This is a genomic window from Mesorhizobium sp. M0563, from assembly GCF_040321065.1.
Taxonomy (GTDB): Bacteria; Pseudomonadota; Alphaproteobacteria; order Rhizobiales; family Rhizobiaceae; genus Mesorhizobium.
The window spans coordinates 51,139-75,699 of record NZ_JAMYQV010000014.1 but is presented as its reverse complement, the minus strand read 5'-3'; the positions used below and the strand labels follow the sequence as shown (position 1 = coordinate 75,699).

The window sequence follows — 24,561 nt, the reverse complement described above, 5'->3', positions numbered from 1 at the left end:
TTGCGCAAAACCGTTCAGGCAAACACATGCGCCTTGCCCGACACGGTCAGCCGGACGATCTCGCCGATCGCCGGCGCGTCCATGCCCGGCTTGCGCAGGATCAACGGCGTGTTGCCGATGGCGGCAGCATCGGGCGGATCGGGGCTGTTCAAGAGACGCACCGCGATCGTGCACATCGAGCCGGCGAATTCGGATTCCGTCACCTCGCCGAACAGCATGTCCGGCGTGCCGGACATGCCTTCACGCGATGTCCGTTTCAGCAGCACCTGCTCCGGCCGTAGCATGATGCGGGCGACGTCGCGCCGCTCCGTGCTGTCGACGGCGATGCGGCCGAGCGGCGAGGTGGCAACGCCATCGGCGATCCTGGCCGGCAGGACGATGGCGTCACCGAGGAACTCGGCGATCATCCGGTCCTTCGGCTTGAAATAGAGCTCGCGCGGCGTGCCGACCTGCGAGAATTTGCCGTCGCGCATCACCGCGACCTGGCTGGCGAATGACAGCGCCTCGGCCTGATCATGGGTGACCAGGATGGTGGTGATGCCGGCCGTTTCGAGGAGCTCGGCCACGGCCTTGCGCATTGAGGCGCGCAGGCCGGTGTCGAGCGCCGAGAACGGCTCGTCGAGCAGCATCAGCCGCGGCTTCATGGCCATGGCGCGGGCGAGCGCGACGCGCTGCTGCTGGCCGCCGGAGAGTTCGTGCGGGCGGCGCTTCAGGATCCCTTTGTCCAGCCCGACGACATAGGCGAGCTCGGCGATGCGCTCGCTCCGCTTTTCCTCGTGACGGCCCATGCCGAACCCGATATTGGCGGCGATGCTCAGATGCGGGAACAGAGCGCCGTCCTGCGCCACCAGCCCGATGCCGCGGCGATGCGCCGGCACGGCCGTGTCGCCATCGGCCAGCACCTCGCCATCGAGCACGATGCGGCCCTGGTCCGGCGCCTCGAAGCCGGCGATCAGCCGCAGCAAGGTGGTCTTGCCACAACCGGATGGCCCGACGATCGCCGTTCGGCTGCCGCTGGCCACGCTGAGGTCGACGCCGGCAAGTGCTGCCACCGGGCCGTAGTGCTTGTGGATGCCGCTCAGCTCGAGAAAGCTCATCGCCCGGCCATCCGCTTCGACTGGACGTAGAGCAGCCAGGTCAAAGGCAGCGACATCGCCACCATGATCAGGGCATAAGGCGCCGCCGACGCATAGTCGATCTCGCCGCTATAGGACCAGAACGCCATCGCCAGCGTGCGGGTGCCGTTGGGCGCCAGCATCTGGGTTGCGGTCAATTCGTTCATGATGCCGAGCGCGACCAATGCCATGCCGGCCGCGGCGCCCGGCGCCGACAGGCGGATCGTCGTCGACCACAGTGCCTTGAGGGGCGACCGGCCGAGGTTGGAGGCGGCGCGTTCGAGCTCGACCGGCGCCTGTGCGATTGACGCCCTGAGGCTTATCAGGGCGCGCGGCAGGAACATCAGCGCATAGGCGACCAGGATGGTGAACAAGGTCTGGTAGAGCGGCATGGCGATACGCACGGTGATGGTGACCAGCGCCAGCGCGATGACGACGCCGGGCAACGCGCCGACGATATAGTTGCAGCCTTCCAGGACGCGTTGCAGCCGCCCCGGCGCGCGGATCGAAATCCACGCCATCGGCATTGCCGCGACGGTAGCGAGCAGCGCGCCGGCTATCGCCAGGAACAGTGTCTGGCTGAGCGCCAGGCCGATCTCGTCGAGCCGCCAGACATCGGCGCCGCCAGCCAGTAGCCAGCGGCCGATGGTGACGAACGGCACGCCCAGCGCCAGCAGCGTGGTGACAGCGGGCAGCAGCAGGCAAGGGATGGTGGCGCGCCCCAGGCTCGTGCGCTGCTGGTGGCGCGCAGCGCCCGAGCCGACGCGGGCATAGCGTTCCTCGCCGCGCACCAGCACCTCCAGCCCGAGCAGCACGAAACAGCAGGTCACCAGGACGCCGGCCAGCATGTTGGCGGCCGGGCCGTTGAAGGTCGACTGGAACTGATCGACGATCGCCGTGGTGAAGGTGTCAAAGCGGATGAACACGTAGAGCCCGTATTCGGCCAGGAGGTGCAGGCCGACCAGCAGGGAGCCGCCGCAGATGGCGAGCCTGAGCTGCGGCAGTACGACACGCCGAAACACCCGCCACGGGCCGAGCCCGAGGGCTGCCGCTGCATCTTCGAGAGCGGGATCGAGCCGGCGCAATGCCGCCGCCACCGGCAGATAAAGGAAGGGGAAATAGGCGATGACGGACACAAGCACGCCGGCCCACAGGCCGTGCAGTCTGGGCACCATGGTGATCCAGGCGTAACTGTGGACGAAGGCGGGAATGGCGAGCGGCGCCACCGACAGCCAGGCCCATAAGCGGGCACCCGGCAGATCGCTGCGCTCCGTCAGCCAAGCCAGCGCCACCGACAGCACGATCGAGATCGGCACCGCCAGCACCACCAGCAGGCTGGTGTTGACCAGAAGCTCGCCGACGCGCGGCCTGAACACCAGCGCCGCCACCGTTTCCCAGCCGGTCTGCACCGCCACCCAGACGATGAAGGCAAGCGGCAGCAGCGCGAAAAGCGAGACAAAGACGGCAGCCAACGCAATCCATGAGACCGACCAACGACGTGCCCGCACGGCCGTGGTGTCGGCCGGCAAGCCTGAAGGTGCGAGATCGATCGCAGACTGCATCAGATCAGACGTTGCGCCGGGTCCGCCCGGAGGCGGAAACGATCGGCGGCCGACAATGTGGCGAGCAGCTTGTGGTCATGGGCAAATGCCATTTTGAAAACAGAGCGCTCCCGCGGAAAGCGAATTCCCACAGGAGCGCAGTCGGTTGCCCTTTTAGGACGAACGCCGGCTAAAGCAAGCCGGCCGCCGTCATCAGGTCGGTCACCTTTTTCGAGTTCAGCGCCGTCGGGTCGACTTTCGGCGCCTGCAGATCGGCCAGCGGCACCAGCTTCGGATTGGACTCGGCGCCCTTGCCGACTGCGTATTCGAACGAATCGCCGGTTTTCAGCACGTCCTGGCCGCCCTTGCCGGTGACCCATTTCAGGAAAGCCTGGGCTTCCTTCGGGTGCTTGCTCGTGGCCAGCACACCGCCGCCGGAAACCGAGACGAAAGCGCCGGGGTCCTCGTGCTTGAAATAGTGCAACTCGACATTCTTGCTGTTCTCGCCGGTCTTGGCCTGATCGCCGTAGTAGTAGTAGTGATAGATCACGCCGCCTTCGACCTCGCCGGCATTGACCGCCTTCATCACCGTGCTGTTGCCCTTGTAGGCGGTAAAATTCTCTTTCATCGCCTTCAGCCAGTCGGCCGTGGCAGTCTCACCCTTGAGCTGCAGCAAGGCGCTGACGATCGCCTGGAAATCCGCGCCGGAGGGCGAAGCGGCCCAACGGCCCTTCCAGCTCGGATCGGCGAGATCGAGCAGCGATTTGGGCAGCTGGTCGGCGGTCAGCTTGGTCTTGTTGTAGGCAAAGACGGTGCTGCGCGCGGCAACGCCGACCCATTTGCCGCTCGCCGGCTGGTACTCCTGCGGAACCTGGGCCAGCGTCTCGGCGTTGACCGGCGCGAACAGGCCGGCTGTCTCGACCAGCACCATGGCCGGTGAGTTTTCCGTCAGGAACACATCAGCTGGCGAAGAGGACCCCTCAGCAACGATCTGATTGGAGAAATCGCTGTCGCCGCCGTTCCGGACGGTGACCTTGATGCCGGTTTCCTTGGTGAATCCTTCCGCCCAGGCCTTGGTCAGGTTTTCGTGCTGGGCGTTGTAGACGACGATGCCCTCGTCCTCGGCTAACGCCGGGCCGGCGATCAGGCTGATTGCAAGTGCTGTCGCACCGGCAAGGGCGGAAAGAGCATATTTCATGGCATCGTCCTCGATTTCGATGGTCTTTGGCTTGGTATGCTGCACCTATCAATACATGACTAGCGCAGTCAACATTGCTGGCCTGCTCAATCGCTCAAAAGGAGCAAACTTTCGTGATGCTCAGCTAATTTGCCTTGGACATTATTTCGCCGGCCACGTAACAAATCAGCGCCGAGACGCGAATATCGGGGAGTGAACTCTTGTGAGCGGCAAGGACGAAGCCGAGCTTTCCCGGCTGCTGCGGGCCGCAATCGCCGGAGACGAAAGGGCCTATGCCGACTTTCTGCACCGGATCGCCGCCCTCGTTCGTGGCTTTGCCCGGCGCAAGATCGTGCAAGGCGGGGTCGATCCCGAGGATGTCGTGCAGGAAACCTTGCTGGCCATTCATGTGAAACGACATACCTGGCGCCATGATGCGCCGGTGCTGCCTTGGGTTTATGCAATAGCCCGCTTCAAGCTGATCGATGCGTTCCGGCGGCGCGGCCGGCGGATCGAGATCGAGATCGACGAAATCGCCGAGACCTTTGCCGAGCCGGAATCGGAGACGGTCAGCGAGCGTGACGTCAACCGGGCACTCGACTGCCTGCCGCCGGCGCAGCGTTCGGTCGTCTCGGCCGTGTCGGTCGAAGGCCGTTCGATCGGCGAGACGGCGGCGAAATTCGGCATCAGCGAGACGGCTGTGCGGGTGTCACTACACCGCGGGCTTGCCGCCATTGCCAAACGGTTCGGGGCGGGGCGGGAATAGCATGAGGACCGAAGATCTTATCAAGGCGCTCGATGCCGATGTCCGCAGCAAGGCGCTGCCGCTGGGCGCCGCCTGGTTGCTTGCAACCGGCGCGGCCATCGTGATCGCGGCCGCGGTTTTCTGGCTGACGATCGGCCCACGTCCCGACATCGCATTTGCCATGCACACGATGCGGTTCCTGTCCAAATTCGTCTTCACGATTGCTCTAGCCGCCAGCGCCTTTGCCCTCGTCCGCGCGCTGTCGACGCCCGGTGCATCGACAGGGCGGGCGGCGAGCTGGATGATCGCCGCGCCGCTGCTGGTGATTATGGCCGTGATTCTCGAACTCCTCGTCGTGCCTGCGTCCGACTGGGGCACGCGCCTGGTCGGCACGAACATGGTCATCTGCCTGACCTTCATTCCGTTGATCGGCATCGGCCCGCTTGCCGTCTTTCTCGCGGTGCTGCGCCATGGCGCGCCAACAAGGCCGGTGCTTGCCGGTGCGACCGCGGGCCTGCTTGCCGGCGGGCTGGCGGCGACCTTCTATGCAGCGCATTGCTTCGACGATTCGCCGCTTTTCGTCGGCACCTGGTATACGATCGCGATCGCCGGCCTTGCCGCGCTCGGGGCGGTCGGCGGACGGCTTTTCGTGCGCTGGTAGCGGTGGCGATCAGCGCGTCGGAACGGGATGCTCGCCGCGATAGTCGTAGAAGCCGCGCCCGGTCTTGCGGCCGAGCCAACCGGCCTCGACATATTTGACCAGCAGCGGGCAGGGGCGGTATTTCGAATCCGACAGGCCGTCATGCAGCACCTGCATGATCGACAAGCAGGTATCCAGCCCGATGAAGTCGGCAAGCTGCAGCGGCCCCATCGGATGGTTGGCGCCGAGCTTCATGGCGGTATCGATGGCGTCGACCGAGCCGACACCTTCATAGAGCGTGTAGATCGCCTCGTTGATCATCGGCAGCAGGATGCGGTTGACGATGAAGGCCGGGAAATCCTCCGAGACGGTGATCGTCTTGTCGAGCTGCTTCACATAGGTTTTTGCTGCCTCGAAGGTCTGGTCCTCGGTGGCGATGCCGCGCACCAGCTCGACCAGCTTCATCACCGGAACCGGGTTCATGAAATGTATGCCGATGAAGCGTTCCGGGCGGTCGGTCTGCGAAGCCAGCCGGGTGATCGAGATCGACGAGGTGTTCGTCGCCAGGATGGCCTCGGGGTTGAGCTGCGGGCAGAGCTGAGCATAGATCTTGCGTTTGACTGTCTCGTCTTCGGTCGCCGCTTCGATCACCAGATCGGCGCCCGCAAGGTCGGCCATGGCCGGCGCCGCGGAAATGCGCGCCATCGCCTCGTTGCGCAGCTTTTCCTCAAGTTTGCCGGAGCCGACCTGACGGGCCATGTTGCCGCTGACCGTAGCAATGCCCTTTTCGATGCGGTCGGGCGAAATGTCGTAAACCAGCACCTTGTAGCCCGCCAGCGCCGATACATGGGCGATGCCGCCACCCATCTGGCCCGCGCCGATGATGCCGATCGTCTCGATCTTGCTCATTACCCGATCCCGTCAAGGCCTTTGCGGCCTGCTTTTTGTGCAGTGCAAACTAAAAGGGCGGGGCGACTTCGTCTACCCCACCCCGCAGAATTTAATACGCTTTGGCAGACGGCGTCAAAGCGCCTTTTGCAGTTCCGGCAGAATGACGAAGAGGTCGCCGACGAGGCCGTAGTCGGCGACCTGGAAGATCGGCGCTTCCTCGTCCTTGTTGATGGCGACGATGACCTTTGAATCCTTCATGCCGGCAAGGTGCTGGATGGCGCCGGAGATGCCGACGGCAATATAGAGATCGGGCGCCACCACCTTGCCTGTCTGGCCGACCTGCCAGTCGTTCGGCGCATAGCCGGCATCGACCGCGGCGCGAGATGCGCCGACAGCCGCACCGAGCTTGTCTGCGACCGGCAGGATGACCTCCTGGAACTTCTCGGAGGAGCCCAGCGCACGGCCGCCCGAAATGATGATCCTGGCCGAGGTCAGCTCCGGGCGGTCGGTCTCGGACAGCTTGTTCTCGACAAAGCTCGACAGGCCGGGATTGGCTGCCGCCTGAACCGTCTCGACCGGCGCGGAACCGCCCTCGGGTGCTGCCTGAAAGGAAGCAGTGCGCACGGTGATGACCTTCTTGGCGTCGCTCGACTGCACGGTCTGGATGGCGTTGCCGGCATAGATCGGCCGCTTGAAGATGTCGGGCGACACGACTTCGATGATTTCCGATATCTGGGCGACATCGAGCAGGGCCGCGACGCGCGGCGAGACGTTCTTGCCCGACGAGGTCGCCGGCGCAATGATCGTGTCGTATGGCTCAGCAAGCGAAATGACGAGCGCCGCCAGCGGTTCGGCGAGACGCTCGGTCAGTTCGTCGGCGTCGGCGAGCAGCACCTTGGTGACGCCCTTGAGCTTGGCGGCGGCGTCCGCTGCCGGCTTGGCGCCCTTGCCGGCAACCAGCACATGCACGTCCGAACCGATCTGCAGCGCCGCCGAAAGCGCCTTGGCAGTCTGGTCGGAAAGCGCCGCGTTGTCGTGTTCGGCAATCAGAAGAATTGTCATTTTTGTTGTCCCTTCCTGGCCTTACAGCACGCCGGCTTCGTTTTTCAGCTTGTCCACCAGTTCGGCGACGCTCTTGACCTTGACGCCCGCCTTGCGGCCGCCCGGCTCCTCGGTCTTGATCACTTTCAGCCGCGGCTTGACGTCGGCGCCGTAGTCGGCAGGGCTCTTCTCGTCGAGCGGCTTCTTCTTGGCCTTCATGATGTTGGGCAGCGACGCGTAGCGTGGCTGGTTCAGCCGCAAATCGGCCGTGACGATTGCCGGCATCTTCAGTTCCAGCGTCTGCAGGCCGCCATCGACCTCGCGCGTCACCGTGGCCTTGTCACCGTCGAGCACGATCTTGGAGGCGAAGGTGCCCTGCGCCCAGCCGAGAAGTGCAGCCAGCATCTGGCCGGTCTGGTTGGAATCATCGTCGATCGCCTGCTTGCCGAGAATGACCAGGCCGGGCTGTTCTGCCTCTACGACCCCCTTCAGCACCTTGGCGACGCCCAGCGGCTCAGTCAGCTCGTCGGTCTTGACCAGGATGGCGCGGTCGGCGCCCATGGCGAGCGCCGTGCGCAAGGTCTCCTGTGCCTGTTGCGGCCCGATCGACACGACGATGATCTCTTCGGCCTTGCCCGCTTCCTTCAGCCGGATCGCCTCTTCCACCGCGATCTCGTCGAACGGGTTCATCGCCATCTTGACGTTGGCGAGTTCCACCGCCGAACCGTCCGCCTTCACCCGGACCTTGACGTTTGCATCCACAACCCGCTTCACGGGCACAAGGATCTTCATTTGCCTGTCACCTCTTTCACGATAGTCTCTTCACGCTCGTCGGGCGCGCTATAGCAGCGTGCACCTCTTCAGAGTTGTCGAAAGCCGACATTCCGGACGGAAATCTGGTCTTCGCCACGCCAGTAGGGTGGCGCTTCCGTAGTTGCGGCGACCCCGCCCGTCAATATCCCGGGTGCACTCGGATCCTCGGCGAAAGCACTCAAATCGGTTCAGTCCGGACCGGAAACGCTTCCCCGGCCCCAGCGCGGCGCCGGCTGCGCAGGTTGTGGGTCGCTTGGCGCCGGCTCCACGGCTACGGGCACCGGACCGGCGACCACGGCCGGCTCCTCGTCTGCGCCGGCGAGTAGCGGCACGCCGCGGCTGCGCAAGACAAGCACCAGCACGGCTCCGGCGATGATGCCGCCGATGTGGCAGGCCCAGGAGACCTGGTCCTCGCCACCCTGGGCAAACATGAAGATCTGGAACAGGATCCACAGGATGAGCGGGATGAAGGCCGGGATGCGCAACGGGATGCGGGCGAAGACCAGCACCCATACCTTCACACGCGGATAAAGGATCAGATAGGCGGCGACGACGCCGGCGATGGCGCCCGACGCGCCGATCAGCGGCACTTCCGAATCCCAGGCCACCAAGCCCTGGAAGAAAGCGCCGGCAATGGCGCAAAGCAGGTAGAAGACGAGATAGCGGACATGGCCGAGCGCATCCTCGACATTGTCGCCGAACACCCACAGGAACAGCATGTTGCCGCCGAGGTGGAAGATATCCGCGTGCAGGAAGGAATAGGTCAGATAGCTCAGGCTCTCCGGAATGACGACAAATTGCGGAGCGAGCTCGACGCTGTCATGCACAACCGACGGGATGAAGCCGAGGCCCAATACCGCGGCGTTGGCGAAGTCCTCGCCGCCAAGTGTTGTTACAAAATAGATCAACACATTGAGCGCGATCAGGCTGATCGTCACATATTGCAGCTTGATGTGCCGCAGCCGGTTGGTGTCGTAGAGCGGAATGAACATCGGGCCTCTCCCGCTTCCGGCGGATTCAGCGGTTCTTGCCGGGAATCCATAGCACGTCGGCATTTCCATTGTCATTGACCGCGCGTGCGGCGACGAACAGAAAGTCCGAGACCCGGTTGATGTATCTTATCGCCTCGCGATTGACGTGCTCGTCTGGATCTTGCGACAGCGCCACCATGATGCGCTCGGCGCGGCGGGCCACCGTGCGGGCGAGGTGAAGGGCGGCGGCGGCCGGCGTACCGCCGTTGAGTACGAAGGATTTTAGCGGCTCAAGGTCCTTGTTGAGGAGGTCGATGTCCTGTTCGATGCGCTCGGTCTGCGAGGCGATGATGCGCAGCGGCTCGTAGTCGAGCGGCTTGCCATTATCGGGGACTGCCAGATCGGCGCCGAGATCGAAAAGATCGTTCTGGATGCGGCCGAGCATCGCATCGATCGCCGGATTTACCGCCGCTGTATGGATGCGAGCCATGCCGATGCAGGCATTTGCCTCGTCAACCGTGCCGCAGGCGTCAATGCGAAGGTCGGATTTCAGCCGCCGCTCACCAGAGCCGAGGCCGGTGGTGCCATCGTCGCCGGTGCGCGTGTAGATCTTGTTGAGCTTGACCACGGGTTACCTCCCGGCTGCTGGCCGGTGCGTCACTTACGGGTGAAATACACCGCCAGCATGATCAGCACCAAGGCCACGAACTGCAACAGCACGCGCGTCTGCATCAGCTTGTTGGAGGTCATGCTGGAGCCGCCGCGCATCATGTTGATGAGGCCGCGGATCAGCACGATCACCACGGCGACCATAACGAGAACGGCGAGGATGTTGAAGACGGTTGCCATGGTGTGTTCCAGGTTGGATTGCGTTCAGGCGCGTTTGGCGAGCAGACGATAGAGTACCGAAGACGGCAGGATGCGTTTAAGGATCGCGCCGATCCTGGCCGGCACAGTTACCACATAATGCGGGCGCGGGCGCCGCGACAGAAGCGCATGGCGCAAGGCGGCATAAACCACCTCCGGCCCGGGCTTCAGCCGCGATGTGCTGCCGCCGGCCCGCAGCCGTTTGAGTTGCACAGCATAGGCGAGGCGATGGACTGAGTTCTCGTGATCGATGTTCGCAAGGAACCAGGGGAGGCTGTTGCTGGCGATCTTCGATTTCACCGCCCCCGGCTCGATCAGCGAAACATGGATGCCGCTGCCGAGCAGTTCTTGATAGAGGGACAGCATCAGCCCCTCGACGGCGTGCTTCGATGCCGAGTAAGCGCCACGGAAAGGCAGCGGCGCGAGGCCGAGGATCGATGAGCAATGAACGAGACGACCATGGCCCTGGCGGCGCATCACCGGTACGACACGGCGAGTGAGATCGTGCCAGCCAAAGACATTGGCCTCGAACTGCTGCCGCAAAGCTTCGATCGGCAGGTCCTCGACGGCACCGGGCTGCCCGTAGGCGCCGTTGTTGAAAAGGGCATCGAGCCGGCCGCCGGTCCGCTCCAGCACCGACGCCACCAGCGCCTCGATCGATCCGGGCTCGGTGTAGTCCAGATAAAAGGCCTCGATGCCGTCGGCCTCGAGCGTAGCGATATCTTCCGGCTTTCGGGCCGTTGCGAACACCCGCCAGCCTTCCTTCTTAAGAGCATGGGCGCAATAGGCGCCTATTCCGGAAGACGCACCGGTGACAATGATGGTGCGCAACTCTTCTTCGGGAGGAATGGTGGTTTGACCGAGGGTTGTCATTTGCCGCAAACCCTTCCCATATTCGCGGCGTCGGGACAATCGAAGGGAACGCGGTTCTTGTTGCGGAAGATCGTAGCCCTCAAACGCGTGCTCTACGACGCGCTCGGCCATTTCAACACCGACGACGGCTGGGCAATGGCCAGCCATCTGGCGATCACCGCGCTGATGGCGCTTTTTCCTTTCCTGATCTTCGCCACGACGCTGGCGAGTTTTTTCGGCGCGCAGGCTTTCGCCGACACCGCCGTGCACCTTGTGTTCGACACATGGCCCGAGCAGATCGCCAAACCGATCGCGCGCGAAGTGCTCAACGTGCTTACCGTCAGGCGCAGCGACCTGTTGACCTACGGTATCGTGCTTGCCGGATACTTCGCCTCGAACGGCATCGAGGCGCTGCGCACCTCGCTCAACCGCGCCTATCGTGTCTCAGAAACGCGCGGCATCATCTACCGGCGGGTGCAGAGCATCATCTTCGTGCTGATCGCGACGGCCGGGTTTTTGGCGATCAGCGTGCTGCTGGTCTTTGCGCCATTGCTGGCGCGGCTGGCCGAATCTCATCTTGAATGGATAAAACCCTATATGGGCACGATCACCCTCTGGCGTTACGTCATCGCCTCGGTCGTCATCATCGGCGGCCTGTTCGCCGTGCATTTCTGGTTGCCGGCCGGCAAGCGCCGGTTCGTTTCGATCGTGCCTGGCATTATCTTCACGCTGGTCGGCTGGCTCATCGGGTCGACCATCTTCGCCGCCTATCTCGACCATTTCTCGTCCTATGTGACGACCTATGCCGGCCTCGCCTCGATCATGATCGCCGTTGTCTTCCTCTACATCGTCTCGGCGATCTTCATCCTCGGCGGCGAGCTCAACGCCGCGATCAGCCGCTATTTGGAGGCGCGCGCCCGCGTCGGTGGCTGAGCCGTCGCCAGCCCGACGCCGAGCGTCGCGATGGCCATGCCGGCGATCTGGAGTGGGCTCAGCTGCTCGCCGAACAATGTCCAGGCGATGACCGCGGTGACGGCCGGCACGAGGTAAAACAGCGAGGCGACCTTCGACATCTCGCCGTCGCGGATCATTACCATCAACAGGAAGATGGCACCGATCGACAGCACCAGCACGAGCCAGGCCGTGGCGAAGATCAGTTCGCCGTTGACGATCACCGTTCGGGTCTCGAAGGCGAGCGAGGCCAGAGCCATCACCGATGCGCCGCCGACATATTGCCAGAACGTGGCAGCCACCAGATCGCCGCCGGAGGCGAAACGCTTCTGCCAGATCGTGCCGGCGCTCATGCCGAGTACGGAGACCAGCGAGGCGCCCAATGTTTCGGCGGTCACGCCGCCGCCGAGCGCGCCGAGCTTCGGCCAGAGCACGATTACCACGCCGATCAACCCGAGGCCGAGACCGGCCCAGTGGCGCGGCAGGATGGCCTCGCCCAGAAGCCGGCCGGCGAGCACTGCCGTGATCAGCGGCTGCAGGCCGACGATCAGGGCTGAAAGCCCTGCGGGCATGCCCCGGTGGATGGCCCAGAACACGCCGCCGAGATAGACCCCATGCATCAGGATGCCGGCGCCGGCTGCGTGCAGCGCCTCGTCGCGGGTGGCGCGGCTCGAACCAAGCGCGGCCATCAACGCGACAAGCAGGATTGCGGCCAGGACAAAGCGCGCAGCCAGGAAAGTAAAAGGCTCGGCCCACGGCATGGCATAGCGCGCGCCGATGAAGCCGGTCGCCCACAGGACGACGAAAGAGGCGGGGATGAACCGCTTGAGGCTGTGCATTTTCCGGAGGCCGCGGTGAATTCGGGTGAGGGATCGACTGCGGCGATTGCTTAATGCCGTTCGGGCCGGCAAGCAAAACCAAACGGTTGATCCATAGAGTCATTTGAATTGAAGGAGCGCCGTTGATGGCCGTCGGCTCACCGGTCTAAAGACCGACCAGCCGCCTGACATCGTCGGGCGAGGCGCCCGCCTTACACTGGGCGGCAAGGCCGGTATCGCCAAGACTCTTCGACAGTTTTCGTCCATCCGGGCCGAGGATCAGGCGATGGTGGAAATAGGCCGGCTGCGGCAGGCCAAGCAGTTGCTGAAGCAGCCGCTGCACGCTGGTCGCGGAATAAAGGTCCTGGCCGCGCACGACATGGCTGACGCCCTGCAGCGCGTCGTCCAAGGTGACGGCGAGATGATAGCTGGTCGGGATTTCGCGGCGCGCCACGATCACGTCGCCCCAATCCTGCGGTCGGGCCTCGACATGACGCGTCCCAGAGAGCGTCTCGTCCGTGTATTCGGCCCATGTCAGGTCCCTGCCGACCCGCGCCATTGCCGCATCGACGTCTAGCCGCCAGGCAAATGGTGCACCTTCGACGATGCGCCGCTTACGCTCGCTGGCCGGCAGCGCCTTGTCGGCGGCGGGATAGAGGGGCACGCCGTCCGGGTCGCGCGGCCAGTCGCGACCGCGCTTTTCGCTGTCGGCGATGAAGGCGCGGATCTCACTTCTGCTCATGAAGGCTGGATAGACAAGCTCCTCTTCGATCAGACGCTCGAGCATAGCCTGATATTCGGCAAAATGCTCGGACTGGCGGCGCACCGGTTCCTCCCAGCCAAGCCCCAGCCATTTCAGGTCGCGAAAAATGCCCGCCTCGAATTCCGGCGTGCAGCGTGTCGTGTCGATGTCCTCGATGCGCAGCAGCAGGCGTCCGCCCGCCGCCTTGGCCATTTTCTGGTTGAGCAGTGCCGAATAGGCGTGGCCGAGATGCAATTCGCCATTCGGGCTCGGCGCGAAGCGGAATGTCAGCAGTGTCATTGTCCGGCGGCAATCGGGTTGTGCGGCGCTTTCGCCAATTGCTACTTTGCGCCGGCAGCGTCGCGCGTCCAGAGGGACGCGTGACGAAGCGTGTGCGGCACTTTTGATTTTGGAACAAGCAGACATGCAACGCATCGCCAACCTTGACGACATTGTAGAAGGCCTGGACGCGCTGTGCCTGCTAGATCCGCGCCTGGACAAGGTGCGCGGCATGGCCGGCGAGGTGCCGCTCAGGCTGTCGGAGCCGGGCTTCAGGAGCCTTGCCTCGATCGTCGTTTCGCAACAAGTGTCCCGCGCGAGCGCCGATGCCATCTTCGGCCGGCTGACGAAACTGCTCGATCCGCTGACGCCGCAGGCGATACTAGCCGCCGATGAGGCGGTCTTCCGCGAGGTCGGGCTGTCGCGGCCCAAGCAGCGCGGCCTGATTGCCGTCGCCCAGGCGGTGGCCGACGGGCTCGACCTCGATCACCTCTGCCAACTCGATGCGACGGTAGCGATCGCTGCCATGACCAAGGTGCCGGGCATCGGCCCGTGGACGGCTGAAGTCTACCTTTTGTTTGCCGCCGGACACCCAGATATCTTTCCGGCGCGCGATGTTGCGTTGCAGAGCGCGGTCGGCCATGCACTCGGCATCGAGCCGCGTCCGCCGGAGAAAATGCTGATCCGGCTTGCCGAATCATGGAGCCCGTGGCGCGGTGTCGCATCGCGGCTTTTCTGGGCTTATTATCGCGAATTGAAGGGCAGGGATGCCGCGCCTCCGGCCTGAATCCGCAAAAAAGCATTGAAATCATGCGTTTTTGAGACCCGGCATGATCGACAATCCGCTTCACATCCCTGTCATGTCGGGCTTACAGTATCCGCGTCGACCGGTTCTAGGGTGAAGGAGGTCAACGACGTGACGGTTGCCGTATCTCCGGATGGGCTTCCAGCGCTGGTGCTGAATGCGGATTACCGTCCGCTCAGCTATTACCCCCTGTCGCTCTGGTCCTGGCAGGATGCCATCAAGGCGGTGTTCCTCGAGAGGGTGAACATCGTCGCCGAATACGAACACGCCGTGTCTTCGCCGACCTTTTCGATGAAGCTGCCGAGTGTCGTCAGCCTGAAGGCCTACGTGAAGCCGTCGAGGCATCCGGCGTTTACCCGGTTCAACGTCTTCCTGCGCGACCGTTTCCAGTGCCAATATTGCGGCACGCCGGACGATCTGACGTTCGACCATGTCATTCCGCGCCATCGCGGCGGCGCCACGACCTGGGAGAATGTCGTCGCTGCCTGCTCGCCCTGCAATCTGAGGAAGGGCGGCATGATGCCGGCCCACGCCAAGATGTGGCCGCTGCAGAAGCCCTACCAGCCGACGGTGCATGATTTGCATAATAACGGCCGGCTGTTCCCGCCCAACCATCTGCACGAAAGCTGGATGGATTATCTGTACTGGGATGTCGAACTGGAGCCTTGAGATCATCCGATAATTCGGGAGGCTGGCCGTCTGAAGCGATTTTCTGCGCTTCCGGCCTTCGCCGGCCGAAGCATTCATGAGCGGTCGTGGTGTGGTAGTTAAGGCTACGGCTGGCGTAGGCTGGTGCTCACGTACTTTAGTACGCTCCGCTCCGGTTCTCGATAATCACTTGATACGACTCAGCCTGCCGAATTCTTGAATAATCTCGCGTCGGCGCAAGGGTGAACCGCTCAATCGCGGGCAAAGGCGCTGCGGAAGGCGACGACTGCCAGGACAAAGCTGGCGATGGCGTTCCAGCCGGCCAAGGACAGGCCGAGGATGCGGAGCGCCGCCTTGTCGCAGAAGGGCGGGACGAATTTGTCGAGCGCGTCGAGCACGCCCTTGCCGCCGGTGTCCACCGGTCCGGCGGCTGCGGTGCAATCGGTCGGGCCCGGCCACCACGCCCATTCGACGCCGGAGTGATAAACGCTGAGATAGAGGCCGTAGAGCATCAGCAGGCCGCCAATGGCCAGCAGGCCACGACTTATCCAGGCGGGCGCCTTAAGGGCCGACGCAAGCACCGCCAGCAGCATCAAGGGCACGCCGACATAGTAAGGGGTGCGCTGCTCGAGGCAGAGCTTGCAAGGGATGTAGCCGCCAACATACTGGAAGGCCAGCGCCGAGCCGACTGTGGCGGCCATGGCGACGGCGAGGAACAGGGCGGTGCGCAGCCGCTGGCGTCCGGTATCGGCATTCACGGTCGCTGTCATCGGAATCAGTCCATTCGGTTCGATGCCGTTCAGACGGCGTATTTGACGACGATATAGAGCAAAATCAGGGCAGCGGCGCCGGCGCCCGCAATGTGGCCAAGGCGCTTTTCGATGAAGTGGCGGATCGGCTCGCCATAGCGGCGCAAGAGCCAGGCGAGAAACAGGAAGCGAGCTCCGCGCGCAACGATTGCCAGCACGATGAACAGCAGCAAAGGAACGCCGATGACGCCGGACAGGATTGTCACCACCTTGATCGGCGGCAAATGGGCGAGGCCGGAGGTGACCAGCATCAGGATGATGAAGCCAACACCCGACGAGACGCGCATCGCCTCGAACTCGTCATATTTGCCGTAAAATTCGAGGATCGGCCGCGCCACCGCGTCATAGGCGTAGTGCCCGATGAACCAGCCGGCGATGCCGCCCAGCACCGAGGCGACGGTGGCGACCAGCGCGTAACGATAGGCGCGATCCGGCCGCGAAAGCGCCATCGGCAGATAGAGCACGTCGGCCGGCACCAGGAACACCGAGCTCTCGACGAAGGCGATGAAGGCCAGCCACCATTCGGCCGATTTGCTGGCCGCCAGCGACAAGGTCCAGTCGTAAAGTCCGCGAAGCATCGGCACTCCTAATGCACGCCCAAACCGGTAGTGGTCTTGGGTCACGACATGTACAAACAAGACTTGGAAGCGCGCCGTATCAATCTCGTCGGACAAGGTGCGCTTCAATGACATGCGCCGCCTGTCTAGAAAGATTTTCCGCGCTGCACAATGGCAGCTGCTTCACGAAATCGAAAGGCTGAGGCTTGAGCGAGCCCAGATGTCGGGATTTGGCCAGTTGACGACCAGGCCATGGCATCGAGCACCTGCCCGCCTGAAGTGCGTCAAGGCAATATCTAATAAATCGTGGGTTTTCCCGTCGAACACGATCCGTGTTTAAATACGGCGATTTTTGTCACATCCTGTCTTTCCATCCGCCCTTTGCGCCGCCATGACGTTCTCCGATTTCATTTACCGCCCCTTTGAGACGCTCATCCGTCCGCTGGATATTCCACCCGGGCCGCTGCCAGCGAGCGGGCCGTTTGCGCTGCTCCTGCATTTCGCGAGGATGTTCCGCGGCACTCTTGCGGCCATTACCGTCTTGATGATGGCGATCGAGGGGATCAACCTTGCGACGATCTGGGGGCCTCGTTCGTCGTCGACGGGGTGAGCGCGAAGGGCGCGGCGGTTTTCCTGCACGAGGACTGGCCGACGCTGGTCGTGCTCGGCGTGCTGGTTTTCCCCGTGCTGCCGTTGCTCATCTTCCTGGGCAATGCGCTGAACTCGCAGACGGTGGCCGTATGCATGCCGGCGGCGATGCAATGGCAGGGCCACAAGGCGGTGGAACGCCAGGACCTTGCCTTCTTCCACGATCTCTTCGCAGGTCAGGTTGCGTCGCGCATTTCGCAAGTCGCATCCGCCGTGCAGCAGCAGATCGTCGTGGCCTTTTACAGAATACCGCTGTTTCTGGTGCAGCTCGTCGGTTCGCTCGTTCTGCTTGGCGCGTTATCCTGGCCGCTGGCGCTTCCGGTGTTCGTCTGGATCGCCGCCAACATCGGCATTGCGGTGGTGGCGGTGCCCCAATATTCCGAACGCTCGCGCCGCTCGGCGCGGGGGCGCAGCCTTGTTGTCGGCGCCATGACCGACCTCTACAGCAACATCCAGATGGTCAAGCTGTTTGCGGCGGAAGACAGCGAGGCGGGCGCAATGCGCACCGTCATGGAAAACGCCATCGAGACCCAGCAGCGCGAAAGGCGCATCTATCTGACGACCGACATGGGCGTCGTCCTGCTCAATGTTGCGCTCTTTCTCACCAACGTTGCCATAGGGCTCTGGGGATTTGTCGCCGGCTTTGTCACGATTGGCCAGTTCGCCGCATCGATCGCCATCGTTCAGCGGCTCAATGCCAACTCCCGTGCCTTCCTGCAGATGGGCCAGCAGATTTTCCAGGCGGTGGGCACGATCCGCGACGCAATGCCGGTCGTGACGACGCCGCCGACTATAAAAGACGCGCCGAACGCCAACCCGCTCGACGTCACGGCCGGCGAAGTCGAGTTCAAGAACATCCAGTTCGAATACCGCGAGGGCCAAAGGGTGATCGAAGACCTGTCGCTCACCGTGCGCGCAGGCGAGAAGGTCGGGCTCGTCGGCCTCTCCGGGGCCGGCAAGTCGACCCTTGTCAGCCTGCTCCTAAGGTTCTTCGAGCTGAAGGGCGGCGCGATCCTGATCGATGGACAGGATCTCCGCAGCGTGACCCAGGCCAGCCTTCGGGAGAGCATCGGCGTCGTCACCCAGGACGTCTCGCTGCTGCATCGCTCCGTCGGCGACAACATCCGCTACGGCCGGCCCGATGCCCCGCCGGAGGCGTTGGAGCACGCCGCGCTGCTGGCCGAGGCCGACGGCTTCATCGCCGATCTCAGAGATGCTGAAGGCCGCACCGGCTACGACGCTTTCGTCGGCGATCGCGGCGTGAAGCTTTCCGGCGGCCAGCGCCAACGCGTCGCGATCGCCCGGGTGTTGCTCAAGGATGCGCCAATCCTGGTTCTCGATGAGGCGACGTCCGCACTGGACAGCGAAGCCGAGGCGGCGGTCCAGTCCAAGCTCGCGGTTCTGATGGAGGGCAAGACCGTGATCGCCATCGCCCATCGCCTGTCGACCATTGCCAGGATGGACCGGATCGTCGTCCTCGACAAAGGCCGCATCGTCGAGGAGGGAAAACCATCGGCGCTGTTGGAACGCGACGGGCTCTATGCCCGACTGTGGAAGCGTCAGACCGGCGGCTACATTGCCGACGCCATCGAGGAGATGTGAGCCGCCCTCGGTGATGATGTTTTGCTCATGGCCGGCTCGACACATTCTGCTTTCACTCCAGAAACCGGAATTGGCTGAACTCGTTTCCACCGTAGCGTTCGGAAGCCGATCATGAGCGAAGCCACAGTCCCGAACTCCCGTGCCGCCATTCTCGAGCGGCGATCTGCCGGCGTGCTGACATGGTCCGGCCCCGCCTTGATGTTGTTCGCGCGCTCGGCGTTCGCTGTTGCCGCGCAGGGCCTGGTTGCGGCCATTTATGCAGCGCACGGTTCGGCAACGCCCTGGCGCGACGCAGGGGCTTGGCTGCCGGCATACGGCAGTTTGATCGACGCGGGCTGCCTTGGTCTCCTGTGGTGGCTTGCACGGGCGCGAGGGCATCACGCTGCTCGATTTTATCAGCTTCGATCGCAAACGCTTGGGGCGCGATCTGTTGTTGGGCGTCGCGCTCATCCTCCCGAGCCTCGTTTTCATCTACGGTGGGATCATCGCCAGCAGCCTGTTGGTCTACGGCAACCCTGATGCACTGCAAATATACGGACCTTTGCCGCTCTTGCCTGCGCTTTACGGGGTGCTGATCTTTCCGTTGGTCTGGGGCATTACGGAGCAGACCACCTATAACGGCTATCTTCTGCCGCGTTTCCAAGTCTTGTCGGGAAGCACGGGATTTGCCGTTGCCGTCGTAGCGTTTTCCTGGTCGTTTCAGCACGCCGTGATGCCGCTGACGTTCGACCCACACTTCATGCTCTACCGGCTCTTGGCGCCTATCGCCCATTCGACATTCATCACCCTCGTGTACCTGCGCGTGCGCCGCATCCTGCCGCTGGCGACGGCGCATTGGCTCATGGATGGGGTGTCAGCATTCATCGGCATTCTGTGGCCGCTGTTGAGGTAGAAGGGTTCAAACGGGCTGAGATGCCCACTATGGACCGAAGCCTCCGATCGACGAAATCGAAAGCCTGGGCTTGGGCTAGATAGGGTCTCGGGAATTGGCCAGTTGACGAACAGGCCTCCAACCGTATAGTCCGCGCCCATCCAGGCCGCCCGGCCTGAGCCCCTATGGCGGAATTGGTAGACGCGCTCGACTCAAAATCGAGTTCCGCAAGGAGTGCTGGTTCGATCCCGGCTAGGGGCACCATTTCTTAAATTCCCACGCCACTTCTTATTAAACCCAAGGGCGTCGGTGGGATCGTCCACGACGCCCTCGACGGCATCGAATGGTTGCGTCTTGCCTGTTGCCGCAAGCTGCCCAAGCTTCCGCTGAACGGTGCGCGGACTAGACCCAAGCGCAATTGGGCGTTCCTCACCACCGCAATCGGGCGTGCTGCGGTCCCCGCCATCACGAGGGATGCGCCGCCAACTCCGCGGTCAGCTGGTATAGCCGAACCGGACATTCCGTGGATTGAGGCGCCGGTCTTGCTCGGCTATGCACATGGCATGACAACGACCGACGATATTGTCAGGCCTCTTTCCCTTACCGTGGGTCTTATTGCCCGCTTCTGGCCGCAACTGCTGCTTCTCGGCGCCATCGGCTATGTAGCGCGCGACCTCCTGCTCAACGCGGCAGTCACGGTGGGCCTCGTCAATCCCCTCGGCGGGATGGTTGTGCTTTCGCTGGTGGTGCTGACGAAGCTTCTGGTCATCGTGGCGATGTTCGTCGCCCTGCGTCCGGGACTGCCGGCACTCGCCTCGCTTCGCCAAATGTCGGCAAGCGGTGCGAAACAGGAGAAAACGTCCCAGCCCGCCGACCACTTGCTGGCGGTGACCGCGGCCGCCATCTTGCCCTTCTTCGCCTATTACGCCGCATGGGGATTCCTCGGCGACAGTGTGCGAGAATATTCGCGGCTGGCGCTCGAACGCATTCCGCTGGGAGAAAGCGCCGACATATTCGGCCTGCTGCGCTCCAGCGGCCTCATTGCGTCGATTGTCGGCTGCTGGTTGGTCCGCTGGTTCGCGAAGCGCATGAACAAAGGCGCGCGCAGGCCTTACTGGCGGCTGCTCGTCGTGGCGGCGGATGCAAGCTGGATTTTTATCGGGCTCTATGCGCTCGATATCTGGAAGGACGAGTTCATCACCTGGATCGGGGCTAGTGCGTTGCGCAGCGAACTCAGCATGGGCGCAGGATCGCTTGTCCTGTCGATCGCCGCTCACGCTGCCGAAGGCTTCACGCCGGTCGAGTTCAGGCAGCCCGGCATCCTGGAACAGGCGCAAAGCCTGTTCTTCTATGCGCTTCTGCCAATGGTCTGGCTGGTCATGGCGGCGATCATCAACGGCTACGAGCTGACGGCCGCTTCGGCAGCGGCCGCGCCGCCGCCGTCGCGCGGGTCCACCTGGCGCAAATGGTTGAGCGACTTCATCACGCATTTCCTCGGCGGCTACCGCTCGCGCTATGCGCCGATTTGGGCCTGTCTCAAGCTCACGCTCGGCGCAGGACTCGCGACGCTGCTCACCTTCGTCGTCGCCTACCGGCTGATCGGCTGGCTTTGCGCCTGGCTGTGGTTTGGCGCGACGCGGACGCTCGGCGCGCCAGACCTCGATACATGGCAGGTCGTCTTCAGCTTCGCCAGCGTGTTCATCGGCAGTCCGAGCGATCTTGACGGCGGCATAGTGCTCGACGCCTTGAGGATCGCGCTGCTGGCGGCGGTGCTTGAATTTGCGGTGGCGGCGCAACGGCAGCCGCTGAGGGTCGCTACCTGAAGAGCAGATGGCGCGGCCTGGCGTTCGCCAGCGTGACCGACAGCGCAAGGCCGCTTGCCGTCGCCGGAATGACGAAAGTCTCGGCCATGCGCGCCGTGCCGTGCGTGCCGGCGCCCTGGAAGGCCAGCCCGCCGCAGCGGGGCTTGTCGGCTGCCTCGGGCTGCATCTTGCGCACGACGGGCCGGGTCAGGAAGGCAGGCAGCCAGCGGCGGCCTTCGGCGTCTGTGAGCACAACGGCGCAGGGGCTTTCTGCAAGGAGACCAGGATCCTCGATCCTCGCCTCGAATTCGGCCAGCACGACGGCTTCATCTGCCGAGCCGCCGGGCAGGCGCGACAGCGTTGTCAGCCGCCATTCGGCCCCGGCGTAGCGCTGCGACTCACCCCTGTCGACCGCGATCGGGTCGCGGTCGCTACCGGATCGCCATGCCTCCAGGCTTTCCCAGGAATGCACCAGCACTGCAACCGGCAGAGCGAAGCCCAGCCCAGCAAGGCTCAGCCAGTAGCGGCGTCTCTCGGCACGGGAAATGGCCTCCGCCATCACTCGGTCTCCAGCGTCCAAGGCATCGGGCCATCGCTCCGGCGGATCGTCACGGCGCCAGGGATGTCGCCCACCGCAAGTTCGGTGATTGCCACCCGGACCTCTTCACCCAGCGGTGTGAATGCCGATGGCGCGACCAGCACGGTTCCGCCCGCAAGTTCGTTTTCCGGGACTTCGAAAGCCATGAGCACGGGCTTTGGCAGTCCCGGCTCCAGCCGCTCTGCCGGCAGCATTGCCGGCATGGTGGAAATGCGCTGGCTGAGAGAATAGCGCAACCCGCTCGGGCCGAGCCATTCGGCGGAGGTCAGGGTCAGGCTCTCGCGTTTTGCTTCGGCGGCGGCCTCGACCAGGACCCAGACCCCGGAAGTGGTGTAGGTCCGGGTCTGGCCAAAGCGCTCGATCCTTACGGTACGCGCGAGATGCACGTCGCCGACGGCCAGCGCGAAGGCGCGTGCGTCGGTGCGCTTACCCTGCTCGCCAGCAATCGAGACGGGCGAGGTGATGTTGCTGTAGAGCGGGGTAGTCCGCTGCATTGCGTAGAGGGCCGCCGCCGCGAAGATGATTGCGCCGGTTTCCTTGAGACCTGTTCTCATTGCCCCGGCCCGACGACCATTTCGGTCTTTACCGGCAATGCCACGATCGCGACCGGATCGCGATCGAACCAGCCCGAGCCGCCGTAGAGATTGTCACGCCGCTTGTAGATCTGGCTGCCCACCACGAGACGCAGATCCTGCGGCAGCGGCTGCGCCTTCGGCCACTCCCAGGCGGCGATCATGTGTTCCGGTATGCCGGGATGGACGCCGCTTGCGATCCATTTGTCGCGTGCAAGATAGAAGGCCGGCGCCTGCACGTCCGTGATCGGCGGGTCGATGTCAAACATGGACGCGAAGGCGTTGCTGGTCGCCGCCGAGCGGTTGTCGAGGTCGAATTCGACCATCAAAAAGGTCTTCGGCTGGGACGGCTCGGTTCCCGTCGGCGGAACCGAGCCGGTTCGGGCACCGCGAAACGTAATAACCCAGCGCCCGGTGTCGATGGGCTCGCCGGCTGCGACCGTTGGAGTTGGCCGCGAGTTGGATGCTTCATACACCGTCATTGCGAATGACGCGGCGGCCGCCGCGAGGCCACCAAGGCCGGCGACGAGAAACGCAAAAAGACGCTGCCGCAAAGTCGATCGCTGTCCGACGGACATGTTTCCTCCCGCGGACTATCCACCAGACCCGAGCCACAGATGCAACCTGGAGAGGTGAGCTATGCGGTAACATTTATGGCACAATTCGAAACAGCTTCGTCTCGGATCGTGCTGCGGGCCGGACCCGCCGCCGTGCCTAGCGGAGGGCCGCCACGACGTCGGCGAAATCGGCCCGCTTGCCATTGTCGGCGCGGCGCAATTGCACCTCGACGGGCCTGCCGTCGGATTGGTCGCAGTAGAAGATGGGTCCGGGCCGCACCCATTTGTCGCCCCACTCGGTCAGCGCGATGATGACCGTTTTGAATTCCAGCCCCTTTCGGGTCAGGACGTATTCGGCCTGCTCGCCGGCGGCACCCGGACGACGGTCCATCAGGCCGGCCTCGACGAAATCCTCGAGGCGCTTGGCCAGGATGTTGGTGGCAATCCCCAGGCTCTTCTGGAATTGCGAAAAGCGCGTGTAGCCGCCGAACATCGCGTCGCGCAGGATCAACAGGCTCCAGCGCTCGCCGACCAGCTCCAGGGCGCGTGAGGCCGAGCAGTTCTGTTTTTCATAAAGACGACCAAGCATGGCGTGAACATACCCTGTTGACTTGCATCATGCAAGTATGCATTGTGCTTGCATGGTGCAAGCGATGGAGCTCGAGAGAGCGTCGCTCACTTCATCGCCCGAGACTTGGGTGCCCATCAACCGTCGGATCCAGACAGGAGATATGTCATGAAAAAGGATGAAGATTACACGACGTTATTTGTCGTTGAGCAAAGCCCGGAAGAGGTTTTTGCGGCGGTTGTCAATCCGCGCGCCTGGTGGTCCGAAGACATCGACGGCGATACCAACAAGCCCGGTGCGATATTCTACTATCACTTCAAGGATATCCACCGCGGTACCTTCAAGGTTACGGAGCTTGTGCCCGGCAAGAAGGTCGTCTGGCACGTCGTCCAGAACTACTTCAACTTCGTCAAGGATGCGACCGAGTGGACCGGCACGGACGTGGTCTTCGAGATCGCGCCGACCGACAAGGGTACCGAGCTGCGCTTCACCCATGTCGGGCTGAAGCCGAGTGAAGAATGCTACGACGTCTGCCATGACTCCTGGCGCTTCTATGTCGCGAGTCTTCGCGACCTGATTTCGACGGGCAAGGGGCAGCCCAACAAGGGCGAAGAGAACGCCAATCCAACGGTCGTGCCGCAAAACGAGAACATCGGCCTCGAGCGCAAGACAGCGAGCGATGGCGCCGAGATGATCGTCATGACGACGGCAGCGGCGAAGCCCGGCATCGAGAGCAAGGTGCGGGATGCCCTGCGGGACGTAGCCGGCGCGGCCCGCAAGCAAAGCGGATGCATCGACTACAGCGTCTTTCGCTCGGAGGCAGAGCCGAACGTTACCATCTGCGTCGAGCGCTGGGCATCGAAGCAGGAGCGCGACGCTTTTCTGGGCTCGGCGGACGCGAAGAATTTCGTTTCGGCCATAACCGGCGCCTTCCTGGAGCGGCCTTCGCCGATCTCCTACACGACATTGGAAGTCGGGTCCTGATTGCAAGGGTTCGCCCGGCGACGGTGCCGGTGCCGGCTGCCCTGGAGCAATGCAATGGGGGACGGCATCCAAGCATGGAACAGAAAATTATAACCTA

At 63.4% G+C, this 24,561-nt stretch carries 26 protein-coding genes, 1 tRNA gene and 1 pseudogene; 10 read left to right on the top strand and 18 right to left on the bottom strand.

Going from position 1 to position 24,561, the window contains the following annotated elements; translation table 11 throughout:
• Positions 1–14: 14 nt before the first annotated feature.
• The 3 genes from NKI50_RS18640 to NKI50_RS18630 form a co-directional block, all read right to left on the bottom strand.
• Positions 15–1,097, bottom strand: coding sequence for an ABC transporter ATP-binding protein (locus NKI50_RS18640; protein WP_023721080.1), 1,083 nt, complete (start codon positions 1,095–1,097; stop codon positions 15–17).
• The gene (locus NKI50_RS18635) at positions 1,094–2,677 is read right to left on the bottom strand and encodes an ABC transporter permease (protein WP_352641365.1); all 1,584 of its coding nucleotides are present in this window, start codon (positions 2,675–2,677) and stop codon (positions 1,094–1,096) included. The genes NKI50_RS18640 and NKI50_RS18635 overlap by 4 nt, the downstream gene beginning before the upstream one ends.
• A 169-nt stretch (positions 2,678–2,846) precedes the next feature.
• Positions 2,847–3,854 (bottom strand): iron ABC transporter substrate-binding protein, encoded by a 1,008-nt coding sequence (locus tag NKI50_RS18630; RefSeq protein WP_352717286.1) that lies wholly within the window; start codon positions 3,852–3,854, stop codon positions 2,847–2,849.
• 202 nt (positions 3,855–4,056) lie between these two features.
• Between NKI50_RS18630 and NKI50_RS18625 the strand changes: the two genes are divergently transcribed.
• Both NKI50_RS18625 and NKI50_RS18620 read left to right on the top strand, forming a co-directional pair.
• Positions 4,057–4,599: a sigma-70 family RNA polymerase sigma factor gene (locus NKI50_RS18625; protein WP_352548864.1), complete on the top strand. Its 543-nt coding sequence runs from the start codon at positions 4,057–4,059 to the stop codon at positions 4,597–4,599.
• Between the two features lies 1 nt (position 4,600).
• Positions 4,601–5,239 carry an NrsF family protein gene (locus NKI50_RS18620; RefSeq protein WP_352641370.1) on the top strand — a complete coding sequence of 213 codons (639 nt, stop codon included), beginning with the start codon at positions 4,601–4,603 and terminating at the stop codon, positions 5,237–5,239.
• Positions 5,240–5,248: 9 nt separating this feature from the next.
• Here the strand turns inward: NKI50_RS18620 and NKI50_RS18615 are convergent, their stop codons facing one another.
• The 7 genes from NKI50_RS18615 to NKI50_RS18585 all read right to left on the bottom strand — a co-directional run bounded on the left by NKI50_RS18615 (position 5,249) and on the right by NKI50_RS18585 (position 10,674).
• Positions 5,249–6,127: a 3-hydroxybutyryl-CoA dehydrogenase gene (locus NKI50_RS18615; protein ID WP_023721073.1), complete on the bottom strand. Its 879-nt coding sequence runs from the start codon at positions 6,125–6,127 to the stop codon at positions 5,249–5,251.
• 114 nt (positions 6,128–6,241) lie between these two features.
• Positions 6,242–7,171: an electron transfer flavoprotein subunit alpha/FixB family protein gene (locus NKI50_RS18610; RefSeq protein WP_352641373.1), complete on the bottom strand. Its 930-nt coding sequence runs from the start codon at positions 7,169–7,171 to the stop codon at positions 6,242–6,244.
• A 21-nt stretch (positions 7,172–7,192) separates the two neighbouring features.
• Positions 7,193–7,942 (bottom strand): electron transfer flavoprotein subunit beta/FixA family protein, encoded by a 750-nt coding sequence (locus NKI50_RS18605; RefSeq protein ID WP_352641376.1) that lies wholly within the window; start codon positions 7,940–7,942, stop codon positions 7,193–7,195.
• A 209-nt stretch (positions 7,943–8,151) separates the two neighbouring features.
• On the bottom strand, positions 8,152–8,955 hold the full coding sequence (locus NKI50_RS18600) for a rhomboid family intramembrane serine protease (RefSeq protein WP_352641379.1): 804 nt from the start codon (positions 8,953–8,955) through the stop codon (positions 8,152–8,154).
• A gap of 25 nt (positions 8,956–8,980) precedes the next feature.
• Positions 8,981–9,562, bottom strand: a complete 582-nt coding sequence (locus NKI50_RS18595; protein ID WP_352717282.1) for a cob(I)yrinic acid a,c-diamide adenosyltransferase — start codon at positions 9,560–9,562, stop codon at positions 8,981–8,983.
• Between the two features lie 29 nt (positions 9,563–9,591).
• Positions 9,592–9,783, bottom strand: coding sequence for a twin transmembrane helix small protein (locus NKI50_RS18590; protein ID WP_023677950.1), 192 nt, complete (start codon positions 9,781–9,783; stop codon positions 9,592–9,594).
• A gap of 24 nt (positions 9,784–9,807) precedes the next feature.
• On the bottom strand, positions 9,808–10,674 hold the full coding sequence (locus NKI50_RS18585) for an SDR family oxidoreductase (protein ID WP_352641408.1): 867 nt from the start codon (positions 10,672–10,674) through the stop codon (positions 9,808–9,810).
• Positions 10,675–10,731: 57 nt separating this feature from the next.
• On the opposite strand from NKI50_RS18585, the gene NKI50_RS18580 reads away from it, so the two are divergent.
• Positions 10,732–11,586 carry a YihY/virulence factor BrkB family protein gene (locus tag NKI50_RS18580; protein WP_031194564.1) on the top strand — a complete coding sequence of 285 codons (855 nt, stop codon included), beginning with the start codon at positions 10,732–10,734 and terminating at the stop codon, positions 11,584–11,586.
• On the opposite strand, the gene NKI50_RS18575 is transcribed toward NKI50_RS18580, so the two are convergent.
• Both NKI50_RS18575 and gluQRS read right to left on the bottom strand, forming a co-directional pair.
• A complete protein-coding gene (locus NKI50_RS18575; RefSeq protein ID WP_023721067.1) occupies positions 11,553–12,443 on the bottom strand; it encodes a DMT family transporter in 891 nt (296 codons plus the stop codon). The genes NKI50_RS18580 and NKI50_RS18575 overlap by 34 nt on opposite strands.
• Before the next feature lie 145 nt (positions 12,444–12,588).
• Positions 12,589–13,464: a tRNA glutamyl-Q(34) synthetase GluQRS gene (gene gluQRS / locus NKI50_RS18570; RefSeq protein WP_023721066.1), complete on the bottom strand. Its 876-nt coding sequence runs from the start codon at positions 13,462–13,464 to the stop codon at positions 12,589–12,591.
• A gap of 124 nt (positions 13,465–13,588) precedes the next feature.
• Between gluQRS and NKI50_RS18565 the strand changes: the two genes are divergently transcribed.
• Positions 13,589–14,230 (top strand): DNA-3-methyladenine glycosylase family protein, encoded by a 642-nt coding sequence (locus NKI50_RS18565; protein WP_023721065.1) that lies wholly within the window; start codon positions 13,589–13,591, stop codon positions 14,228–14,230.
• A gap of 129 nt (positions 14,231–14,359) precedes the next feature.
• Positions 14,360–14,917, top strand: a complete 558-nt coding sequence (locus NKI50_RS18560) for an HNH endonuclease (RefSeq protein ID WP_023677956.1) — start codon at positions 14,360–14,362, stop codon at positions 14,915–14,917.
• Between the two features lie 230 nt (positions 14,918–15,147).
• Here NKI50_RS18560 and NKI50_RS18555 read toward each other — a convergent pair whose 3' ends face one another.
• On the bottom strand, positions 15,148–15,666 hold the full coding sequence (locus NKI50_RS18555; protein ID WP_352641385.1) for a disulfide bond formation protein B: 519 nt from the start codon (positions 15,664–15,666) through the stop codon (positions 15,148–15,150).
• A gap of 29 nt (positions 15,667–15,695) precedes the next feature.
• Positions 15,696–16,283 (bottom strand): YqaA family protein, encoded by a 588-nt coding sequence (locus NKI50_RS18550; RefSeq protein WP_352483530.1) that lies wholly within the window; start codon positions 16,281–16,283, stop codon positions 15,696–15,698.
• Positions 16,284–16,653: 370 nt separating this feature from the next.
• Between NKI50_RS18550 and NKI50_RS18545 the strand changes: the two are divergent.
• From NKI50_RS18545 to NKI50_RS18530, 4 genes and pseudogenes are all read left to right on the top strand, one after another.
• Positions 16,654–18,512: pseudogene (locus NKI50_RS18545) on the top strand (ABC transporter ATP-binding protein).
• 358 nt (positions 18,513–18,870) lie between these two features.
• Positions 18,871–19,404 carry a CPBP family glutamic-type intramembrane protease gene (locus NKI50_RS18540; RefSeq protein WP_023721061.1) on the top strand — a complete coding sequence of 178 codons (534 nt, stop codon included), beginning with the start codon at positions 18,871–18,873 and terminating at the stop codon, positions 19,402–19,404.
• A gap of 158 nt (positions 19,405–19,562) precedes the next feature.
• Positions 19,563–19,647, top strand: a tRNA-Leu gene (locus tag NKI50_RS18535).
• A 299-nt stretch (positions 19,648–19,946) separates the two neighbouring features.
• On the top strand, positions 19,947–21,206 hold the full coding sequence (locus tag NKI50_RS18530; protein ID WP_352483533.1) for a hypothetical protein: 1,260 nt from the start codon (positions 19,947–19,949) through the stop codon (positions 21,204–21,206).
• On the opposite strand, the gene NKI50_RS18525 is transcribed toward NKI50_RS18530, so the two are convergent.
• The 4 genes from NKI50_RS18525 to NKI50_RS18510 all read right to left on the bottom strand — a co-directional run bounded on the left by NKI50_RS18525 (position 21,199) and on the right by NKI50_RS18510 (position 23,501).
• Positions 21,199–21,744, bottom strand: a complete 546-nt coding sequence (locus NKI50_RS18525; protein ID WP_023721059.1) for a hypothetical protein — start codon at positions 21,742–21,744, stop codon at positions 21,199–21,201. The genes NKI50_RS18530 and NKI50_RS18525 overlap by 8 nt on opposite strands.
• Positions 21,744–22,337 carry a hypothetical protein gene (locus NKI50_RS18520; RefSeq protein WP_352641388.1) on the bottom strand — a complete coding sequence of 198 codons (594 nt, stop codon included), beginning with the start codon at positions 22,335–22,337 and terminating at the stop codon, positions 21,744–21,746. The genes NKI50_RS18525 and NKI50_RS18520 overlap by 1 nt, the downstream gene beginning before the upstream one ends.
• Positions 22,334–22,933, bottom strand: coding sequence for a hypothetical protein (locus tag NKI50_RS18515; protein WP_031194561.1), 600 nt, complete (start codon positions 22,931–22,933; stop codon positions 22,334–22,336). The genes NKI50_RS18520 and NKI50_RS18515 overlap by 4 nt, the downstream gene beginning before the upstream one ends.
• A gap of 136 nt (positions 22,934–23,069) precedes the next feature.
• Positions 23,070–23,501, bottom strand: a complete 432-nt coding sequence (locus tag NKI50_RS18510; protein WP_023721056.1) for a winged helix-turn-helix transcriptional regulator — start codon at positions 23,499–23,501, stop codon at positions 23,070–23,072.
• 147 nt (positions 23,502–23,648) lie between these two features.
• On the opposite strand from NKI50_RS18510, the gene NKI50_RS18505 reads away from it, so the two are divergent.
• Positions 23,649–24,464 (top strand): antibiotic biosynthesis monooxygenase, encoded by an 816-nt coding sequence (locus NKI50_RS18505; protein ID WP_352483535.1) that lies wholly within the window; start codon positions 23,649–23,651, stop codon positions 24,462–24,464.
• Positions 24,465–24,561: the final 97 nt, after the last annotated feature.

Coding starts and splice junctions, on each gene's coding strand:
- NKI50_RS18635 (WP_352641365.1), bottom strand. CDS start 2,677: ATGCAGTCTGCGATCGATCTCGCACCTTCAGGCTTGCCGGCCGACACC.
- NKI50_RS18590 (WP_023677950.1), bottom strand. CDS start 9,783: ATGGCAACCGTCTTCAACATCCTCGCCGTTCTCGTTATGGTCGCCGTG.
- NKI50_RS18510 (WP_023721056.1), bottom strand. CDS start 23,501: ATGCTTGGTCGTCTTTATGAAAAACAGAACTGCTCGGCCTCACGCGCC.
- NKI50_RS18615 (WP_023721073.1), bottom strand. CDS start 6,127: ATGAGCAAGATCGAGACGATCGGCATCATCGGCGCGGGCCAGATGGGT.
- gluQRS (WP_023721066.1), bottom strand. CDS start 13,464: ATGACACTGCTGACATTCCGCTTCGCGCCGAGCCCGAATGGCGAATTG.
- NKI50_RS18520 (WP_352641388.1), bottom strand. CDS start 22,337: ATGAGAACAGGTCTCAAGGAAACCGGCGCAATCATCTTCGCGGCGGCG.
- NKI50_RS18605 (WP_352641376.1), bottom strand. CDS start 7,942: ATGAAGATCCTTGTGCCCGTGAAGCGGGTTGTGGATGCAAACGTCAAG.
- NKI50_RS18575 (WP_023721067.1), bottom strand. CDS start 12,443: ATGCACAGCCTCAAGCGGTTCATCCCCGCCTCTTTCGTCGTCCTGTGG.
- NKI50_RS18525 (WP_023721059.1), bottom strand. CDS start 21,744: ATGGCGGAGGCCATTTCCCGTGCCGAGAGACGCCGCTACTGGCTGAGC.
- NKI50_RS18565 (WP_023721065.1), top strand. CDS start 13,589: ATGCAACGCATCGCCAACCTTGACGACATTGTAGAAGGCCTGGACGCG.
- NKI50_RS18550 (WP_352483530.1), bottom strand. CDS start 16,283: ATGCTTCGCGGACTTTACGACTGGACCTTGTCGCTGGCGGCCAGCAAA.
- NKI50_RS18630 (WP_352717286.1), bottom strand. CDS start 3,854: ATGAAATATGCTCTTTCCGCCCTTGCCGGTGCGACAGCACTTGCAATC.
- NKI50_RS18640 (WP_023721080.1), bottom strand. CDS start 1,097: ATGAGCTTTCTCGAGCTGAGCGGCATCCACAAGCACTACGGCCCGGTG.
- NKI50_RS18620 (WP_352641370.1), top strand. CDS start 4,601: ATGAGGACCGAAGATCTTATCAAGGCGCTCGATGCCGATGTCCGCAGC.
- NKI50_RS18555 (WP_352641385.1), bottom strand. CDS start 15,666: ATGACAGCGACCGTGAATGCCGATACCGGACGCCAGCGGCTGCGCACC.
- NKI50_RS18505 (WP_352483535.1), top strand. CDS start 23,649: ATGAAAAAGGATGAAGATTACACGACGTTATTTGTCGTTGAGCAAAGC.
- NKI50_RS18585 (WP_352641408.1), bottom strand. CDS start 10,674: ATGACAACCCTCGGTCAAACCACCATTCCTCCCGAAGAAGAGTTGCGC.
- NKI50_RS18610 (WP_352641373.1), bottom strand. CDS start 7,171: ATGACAATTCTTCTGATTGCCGAACACGACAACGCGGCGCTTTCCGAC.
- NKI50_RS18515 (WP_031194561.1), bottom strand. CDS start 22,933: ATGTCCGTCGGACAGCGATCGACTTTGCGGCAGCGTCTTTTTGCGTTT.
- NKI50_RS18530 (WP_352483533.1), top strand. CDS start 19,947: ATGACAACGACCGACGATATTGTCAGGCCTCTTTCCCTTACCGTGGGT.
- NKI50_RS18600 (WP_352641379.1), bottom strand. CDS start 8,955: ATGTTCATTCCGCTCTACGACACCAACCGGCTGCGGCACATCAAGCTG.